The 6,666-nt window shown below is 67.0% G+C and carries 7 protein-coding genes; 4 read left to right on the top strand and 3 right to left on the bottom strand.

Translation table 11 applies throughout. From position 1 onward, the window contains the following. The 3 genes from recF to dnaA form a co-directional block, all read right to left on the bottom strand. The coding region (gene recF / locus WA805_RS01205; RefSeq protein WP_425241445.1) for a DNA replication/repair protein RecF at nt 1–799 on the bottom strand (799 nt) is incomplete at its 3' end. 8 nt (nt 800–807) lie between these two features. Next, a complete protein-coding gene (gene dnaN / locus WA805_RS01200; protein ID WP_422272555.1) occupies nt 808–1,929 on the bottom strand; it encodes a DNA polymerase III subunit beta in 1,122 nt (373 codons plus the stop codon). A 458-nt stretch (nt 1,930–2,387) separates the two neighbouring features. Next, a complete protein-coding gene (gene dnaA / locus WA805_RS01195; protein WP_422272553.1) occupies nt 2,388–4,091 on the bottom strand; it encodes a chromosomal replication initiator protein DnaA in 1,704 nt (567 codons plus the stop codon). 438 nt (nt 4,092–4,529) lie between these two features. Between dnaA and rpmH the strand changes: the two genes are divergently transcribed. The 4 genes from rpmH (at nt 4,530) to yidC (ending at nt 6,569) form a co-directional block, all read left to right on the top strand. Next, nucleotides 4,530–4,667 carry a 50S ribosomal protein L34 gene (gene rpmH, locus WA805_RS01190; protein ID WP_422272551.1) on the top strand — a complete coding sequence of 46 codons (138 nt, stop codon included), beginning with the start codon at nt 4,530–4,532 and terminating at the stop codon, nt 4,665–4,667. 62 nt (nt 4,668–4,729) lie between these two features. Further along, nucleotides 4,730–5,131, top strand: coding sequence for a ribonuclease P protein component (gene rnpA, locus WA805_RS01185; RefSeq protein ID WP_422288961.1), 402 nt, complete (start codon nt 4,730–4,732; stop codon nt 5,129–5,131). An 11-nt stretch (nt 5,132–5,142) separates the two neighbouring features. Next, nucleotides 5,143–5,409, top strand: a complete 267-nt coding sequence (gene yidD / locus WA805_RS01180) for a membrane protein insertion efficiency factor YidD (RefSeq protein WP_422272546.1) — start codon at nt 5,143–5,145, stop codon at nt 5,407–5,409. Beyond that, nucleotides 5,406–6,569 (top strand): membrane protein insertase YidC, encoded by a 1,164-nt coding sequence (gene yidC / locus WA805_RS01175; RefSeq protein ID WP_425241444.1) that lies wholly within the window; start codon nt 5,406–5,408, stop codon nt 6,567–6,569. The genes yidD and yidC overlap by 4 nt, the downstream gene beginning before the upstream one ends. Nucleotides 6,570–6,666: the final 97 nt, after the last annotated feature.

Below are 6,666 nucleotides of genomic sequence, written 5' to 3'. Positions count from 1 at the left end.
GCGCCGCGCGGAGGGCGTCCTCGGCGGCCTTGACACGCTCCCCGTGGCTGGCGCCTTCGCTTGCGGTTTCCTGGGGCGGCTCGAACGAGCGGCGGTACTCAATCGAGGCGGGGCCGCCGTCGCCCGCCACCGCGGTGTAGGCGCGCTCCACGTGGGGCCGGACGGCGGCGACCAGGTGCTCGCGCGCGACCAGCAGTTCCGCGCCGGCCCTGGCCAGGTGAGCGTCCCAGACGTCCAGAGTGCTCATGACCGCTTCGCGGGACTGCCTGTTGCCCTTGGGACCACCCTTCGGGCCCGCGGACTTGAGCAGCGCGGTGCGCTGCCTGAGCACCCGGTCGTAGTCGGCGCGGACCGCGGCGTACCTGGGCGCCATCGCGACGAGCAGGTCGTCAAGGAATCGGCGCCGTTCACCAGGGTCGCCCTTGACGAGTGCGAGGTCCTCGGGGGCGAACAGCACCGTGCGGAGCACGCCGAGGATGTCCCGCGGCCTGGTCAGCGGGGCGCGGTTCAGCCGGACCCGGTTGGCCCGGCCCGGGTTCAGCTCGATCTCGACTAGGGCGTCCCTGGTGGCGTCGTGCACGCTGGCTCGGATGATCGCGTGCTCGGCGCCCTGCCTGATCAGCGGGGCGTCGTGCGCCACCCGGTGGCTGGCCAGCGTCGCGACATAACCCACCGCCTCGACGAGGTTGGTCTTGCCCTCGCCGTTCGGGCCGCTGAAGATCGTCACACCCGGCCCGAGCGTGACGTCAGTGCTCGGGTACGAGCGGAAGTCCGTCAGCGCCAGGCGGGTTAGGTGCACGCCTTCAATTATCCCGCCGAACGGATAGGCATCAGGACATACCGGTAGTCGGGCTGCGCCTCGCCCTTGCCGGTGATCACCGCTGGCCTGGTCGGCGTGGTGAACGACACGCGCACCATGTCGGAGTCGATCGCGCCGATCCCGTCGAGCAGGTACTGCGGGTTGAACGCGATCTGCATGTCGTCGCCGTCGAAGGACGCCTCGATCGACTCGCTCGCCTGCGCCTCGTCGCCGGTGCCGGCCTCGAGCAGCACCTGGCCGGAGGTGAAGGTGAGACGGACGGGAGTGTTCCGCTCGGCGACCAGGGCGACGCGCTTGACCGCGTCGGCGAACGGGGCTGCGGGCAGCTCGGCGACCGCGGAGAACTCGCTGGGCAGCAGCGTCTGGTACCGCGGGTACTCACCGGACAGCAGCCTGGTGGTGGTGCGCCGCCCGGCGCCCTCGAACCCGATGATGCCGTCGTTGCTGTTTCCCTCGCTGGTGGCCAGCGCGACGGACACCTCGGCGCCGCTGGTCAGCGCGCGGGCAGTGTCGCCGAGCACCCGGGCGGGCACGAGCAGGGTGGTGTCGAGCCCCGGGATACGCGGCGTCCAGCGCAGTTCGCGAACCGCGAGCCGGTACCTGTCGGTGGCGACGAGGGTCAGCGTGTCGTCCTTGATTTCCACCCGGATGCCGGTCAGCGCGGGGAGCGTGTCGTCCCTGCCCGCGGCGATGGCCACCTGACTGATGGCGCTTGAGAACGCGTCCGCGCCGACGGTTCCCGTGGTCTCCGGCATGTCAGGCAGCGTCGGGTACTCATCGGCAGGGAGCAGCATCAAGGTGAACGTGGCGCTGCCGCACTTGACGGTCGTCCTGGACCCGTCGGTGGCGAGGTCGACCGGCTTGGCGGGCAGGCTCCGCACGATCTCGGCGAGCAGCCTGCCCGAGACCAGCACCGTGCCGGGCTCGTCGGCTTGTACCGGGATGGTCGCCTGGGCGGAGACCTCGTAGTCGAAGGTGGACAGGGTTAGTTCGCTGCCCGCCTGCAAGCGCATGCCGGCGAGCACGGGTGCCGTGGGGCGCGCCGGGAGCGCGCGGGCGGTCCATGCGACGGCCTCTGCGAGCGGATCACGCTCAACCTGGAGCTTCACGGATGTGCCTCCTGCCGGTGTCGGCGGCTGATGTTGTTGCGGCGGTGTTTGGTGTTTGGAATCGGCCCGGTGCCGGGTATGTGGCTGGCGATGGCGGGCCGGTCGCCTAGGGCGTATCCCGCTTCCCCAGGCGGGTCGGCGACCTACTGTTTTCTGGCTTTCTTTAGTTAGAACTAAGTCATAGTCATAGGTGCTGTGGATACCGGGGAAAGCCGGGTCTTCCCAGGCCGGGGCCGTTTATTTGGGCACAGCCCGTGTGCGGGAAGCGGGGATAGCCACCGGGGTTGTGTGAGCGTTTTCCGCTCGTTCCCCTGTTAGTCACCTCGTATCCCCTGGTTGTCCCTAGCCTTTCCACAGAGTTCTCCACATGCTGTGTGCACAGCACTGGATAACTCTTGTGGATTGGCTGTGTGTTGCGTTTCATCATGCGGTGCGGTTTCGGCGTCGGCGTTTCGTTGTCAGCTCGTCCTGGCTTGCTGCTTGATGCGGTTGGTGAGCTCGGTCACCTGGGTGTAGATGGATCGGCGTTCGGCCATCAGGGAACGGATCTTGCGGTCCGCGTTGATGACGGTGGTGTGGTCTCTGCCGCCGAACTGCTGGCCGATCTTGGGCAGCGACATGTCGGTCAGCTCCCGGCACAGGTACATGGCGATGTGTCGGGCCGTGACGAGCACCCGGGACCGGCTCGTGCCGCACAGGTCCTCGATCGACAGCCCGAAGTAGGCGGCGGTCTGGCCCATGATGGTCGCGGCGTTGATCTGCGGGCCCTGGGCCTCGGGAATGAGGTCCTTGAGCACGATCTCGGCCAGCTGGAGGTCGACGCCCTGCCTGTTGAGGCTCGCGAAGGCGGTGACACGGATCAGGGCGCCTTCGAGTTCCCTGATGTTCGTGGAGATCCGGCTGGCGATGTACTCGAGCACGTCCGCGGGCGCGTTCAGCCCTTCCTGGATCGCCTTCTTCCGCAGGATAGCGATGCGGGTTTCCAGTTCCGGCGGCTGAACGTCAGTCAGCAGCCCCCACTCGAACCGGCTGCGCAGCCTGTCCTCCAGCGTGACCAGGCGCTTGGGCGCCCGGTCGCTCGAGATCACGATCTGCTTGCTGGCGTTGTGCAGGGTGTTGAAGGTGTGGAAGAACTCTTCCTGCGTTCCTTCCTTGTTTTCCAGGAACTGGATGTCGTCGACGAGCAGCACGTCAACGTCGCGGTACCTTCTGCGGAATCCGTCCTGCTTGCCGTCGCGGATCATGTTGATGAAGTCGTTGGTGAACTCCTCGGAGCTCACGTACCTGACCTTGAGGCCCGGGTAGAGGGTCTGCGCGTAGTGCCCGATCGCGTGCAGCAGGTGGGTCTTGCCCAGGCCAGAATCGCCATAGACGAACAGCGGGTTGTACGCCTTGGCCGGGGCTTCCGCGACCGCTACCGCGGCCGCGTGGGCGAACCGGTTGCTTGAGCCGATGACGAACGTCTCGAACGTGTACTTCGAGTTGAGCCGGGCGGCCGCGGGGCGGAGCGCCGCCTGGTCCTGGTGGTTCGGCTGCGGCTGGTCGGGGCGGGTGCGGTTTCCCAGGCCGACCTGGTTCGCCAGGCCGTTGGCCTGGCCCTGGTTCGGCGAGGTGTGGTTCGGCATGGCGTGGCTGGCCGGCCCCGGCTCGGGCAGCGCCTGGCGATCCTGCAGCCCAACGTGGTCGTCGGTCTGGCTGGCGTGGCCGAAGCGGTGGTCGTGGCCGCTGTAGTCGGCGTGGTTAATGTGGTCGACGTGCTCGACGCGATCGGCGGACAGTGTGCCGAGCGGTGAGATGCCCGGAGGCGGCTGGACCTGGTCCGGCGGCAGCTCGGTCAGATGGGCGGGCGCGCCAGGCGAGAGCGGCGAGCTCAACGGCGCTGGCGGCGGCTCAGGCGGCCCCCCTGGGCTCGGATCCACGGTGACCGCGAGCTGAATCGGGCGGCCAAGCTCGCGGGAGAGCGCGTGGGTGACGAGCGGGCGCAACCGGGTCTCCAGTTGCTCCTTCACGAAGGCGTTGGGTGTCGCGATGAGCGCCGTGTTCTCGACGAGCCCGAGCGGCCTGGTTAGCTTCAGCCAGGCAAGCTGGCTGGGCTGGACGTGCAGCTCGGCGAGCCCCTCCAGAGATCGTGCCCACACATCCGTGAGATCTGTGTCAGTCACCGATGCGCTCCCCTCGCCTCGCCGTGTTGCCAAAGCCTGATCAGTGACCACGCCCGTTGTCCACAGGACAGTCCACATAGTGTGCACGTATCGTGCCGCGCGTATCCGGGCCTGTCCCGGACACGAGGGTTCCCCTGGAACGCTGCGTGCGCTGTAGCCGCCGTACTGCGGTTTTGCCCCCCGTGCGGTCGCCGGTGAGCCGGGGACCCGTGTGCGGACATTAATTTTCCACAGCCTAAGCCGCCGGAGCGGGATGCGCGGGGGAAACCGCAGTGTTCCACGATGGTAGACCTGACAGGGGGCAGCGGGACAGTGGTCTAGCCGCCAGAACCGCGGTTCGCGGCCGCCAGTTTGACCTGTGCCGGTATCCCCCATACCGTTAACAGGCTGACCCCATTGAATCCGTAACAGATCACGAATTGCACTTGTGGAGCTCTAGTGAGCAAGCGTACGTTCCAGCCGAACAACCGTCGGCGGGCGAAAGTTCATGGCTTCCGGCTGCGGATGCGTACCCGTGCTGGCCGTGCTGTACTTGCCGCGCGCCGTCGTAAGGGCCGCGAGCAGCTGAGCGCCTGACCAGGCTGGCCGCCGAGGTCGCGCTGGCTGCTAAGTGCGGCCCTCGCTGCGCAGGAGGTGTCGTGCTGCCGCAGCAGTCGAGGATGAGACGCGCCGAAGATTTCCGGCGCGTGCTGCGGACCGGCCGCCGTGCGGGCGGCTCCGTACTTACAGCTCATCTGCTGCTCCCAGTCGGCCCTGACGGCACTGTCGGCACCTCGGGAGAGGTACCTTCCGGTGATCCGGCAAAGGTAGGCTTTGTTGTTAGCCGTGCGGTTGGCTCGGCGGTGGTTCGCAACCGGGTGAAGCGACGGCTCCGGGAACTGATGCGCGGGCGTCTTGCCTCACTTCCTAGGGGTTGCCTGCTCGTGCTGCGCGCCCACCCGGCAGCCGCTAGCGCACGCCAGGCGGATTTGGCCGCTGATCTTGACCTGGTTACCGGAAGACTGCTGCGGCGGCAGGTTGGGGTGCTGCGCCAAGAATGAGCGCGACGGACATGAATACCGCGGAAGCGACCGTGCCGACACGAGCGGCACGGGTTCTCGTCGTTCCCATCCTCTGGTACCAGCGCTTCATCAGCCCGTTGCTAGGCGCGCGATGCAGGTTCGCACCGTCCTGCAGTCAGTACGCCGTGGACGCGCTGCGCACCCACGGCGCGGCACGTGGACTATGGCTGGCAGTCCGGCGGCTTGCCCGTTGCCACCCGTTCAACCCCGGCGGATACGATCCCGTGCCGGCTAGGCCCCAAGGAGTTGTCAGGTGAGCATTCTCAACCCGCTGTTCGAGGCGGTGGCATGGGTAATCATGCGTATCCATGCCTGGCTCGCCGTACCCTTCGGCGCGTCGAGCGGCTGGGCGTGGGGCCTGTCCATCGTCATCCTCGTGATGCTGATGCGGCTCGTCATGGTGCCGCTCTTCGTCAAGCAGGTGCGATCGCAGCGCAAGATGCAGGCGCACATGCCGCAGCTGCAGGAGATCCGCAAGCGGTATAAGAACGACAAGCAGCGGCTCAACGAAGAGACGATGAAGTTCTACAAGGAGAACGGCATCAACCCGCTTGGCGGCTGCCTGCCGCTGGTGGCACAGCTGCCTGTCTTCTGGGCGCTGTTCAACGTGCTGCGCGCCATCTCGGACTGGCAGCCGGGGACCACTCCGAAGTACGGCTTGACTATCCCGGTCGTGCAGAGCGCGAAGGATGCACGCATTTTCGGTGCGTCGCTCGCGGATAAGTTCCTCTTCCCGCTCCCACATCAGACGCTGGAGTCTCGTCTGGTGATCTTGGCGTTCGTGCTGGTCAGCGCCGCCACCACCTACCTGACGATGCGGCAGAGCCAGAAGCGCGGCATGATGCAGCAGGGCCCGGTGGACCCGGACAACCCGGCCGCGAACATGCAGAAGTACATGATGTACATCGCGCCGTTCTTCGCGCTGTCCGGTCTGTACTGGCAGTTCGGCCTGGTCATCTACTGGGTTACCACCAACATGTGGACATTGGGGCAGCAGCACGTCCTGTTCCGCAACCTTCCGATCGTCGGTAGCGCTACGGTTGATGCGTCTGTGGCGCCTGCGATTTCCGGAAACACGTCCGGCAAGGCCAGCGCCAACGGCAAGGCCAGCGCCAACGGCAAGGCCGTTACTACGGGCAAGAGCGGTGGCTCAGGCAAGAGCGGTGCTTCCAGCAAGAGCGCCGCTTCCGGCAGGGCTACCGGGTCGGCGAAGCCGGCCACGCAGAACGGTGGGGCCAGCACCGCCAACGGTGACACGGGGGCGGGGCCGGTGCGCGGGCTGCTGAAGTTCGGCAAGAACAAGCCCGAACCGGAGCCGGTGCCGAGCGCGCCGCAGGCCAAGGTCGTCCGGCAGCAGCCGGTCCGGCAGACACGCAGCAAGCGTTCTGGCAACTCGGGCAACTCGGGTAAGAGGTGAACGACGTGGGGGATGATCCCGGTGAGGGTTTCGGCACGGTGGTAGGTCGCGAGAGCGTGTCGCCTGTTTCTGGCCTCGACGGGCCCAGCCTGGAAGA

Source organism: Trebonia sp. (genome assembly GCF_049794275.1).
In the GTDB taxonomy this organism is placed as follows: Bacteria; Actinomycetota; Actinomycetes; order Streptosporangiales; family Streptosporangiaceae; genus Trebonia.
The sequence above is the reverse complement of the archived record's forward strand: the minus strand, read 5'-3'. Positions and strand labels throughout refer to the sequence as shown.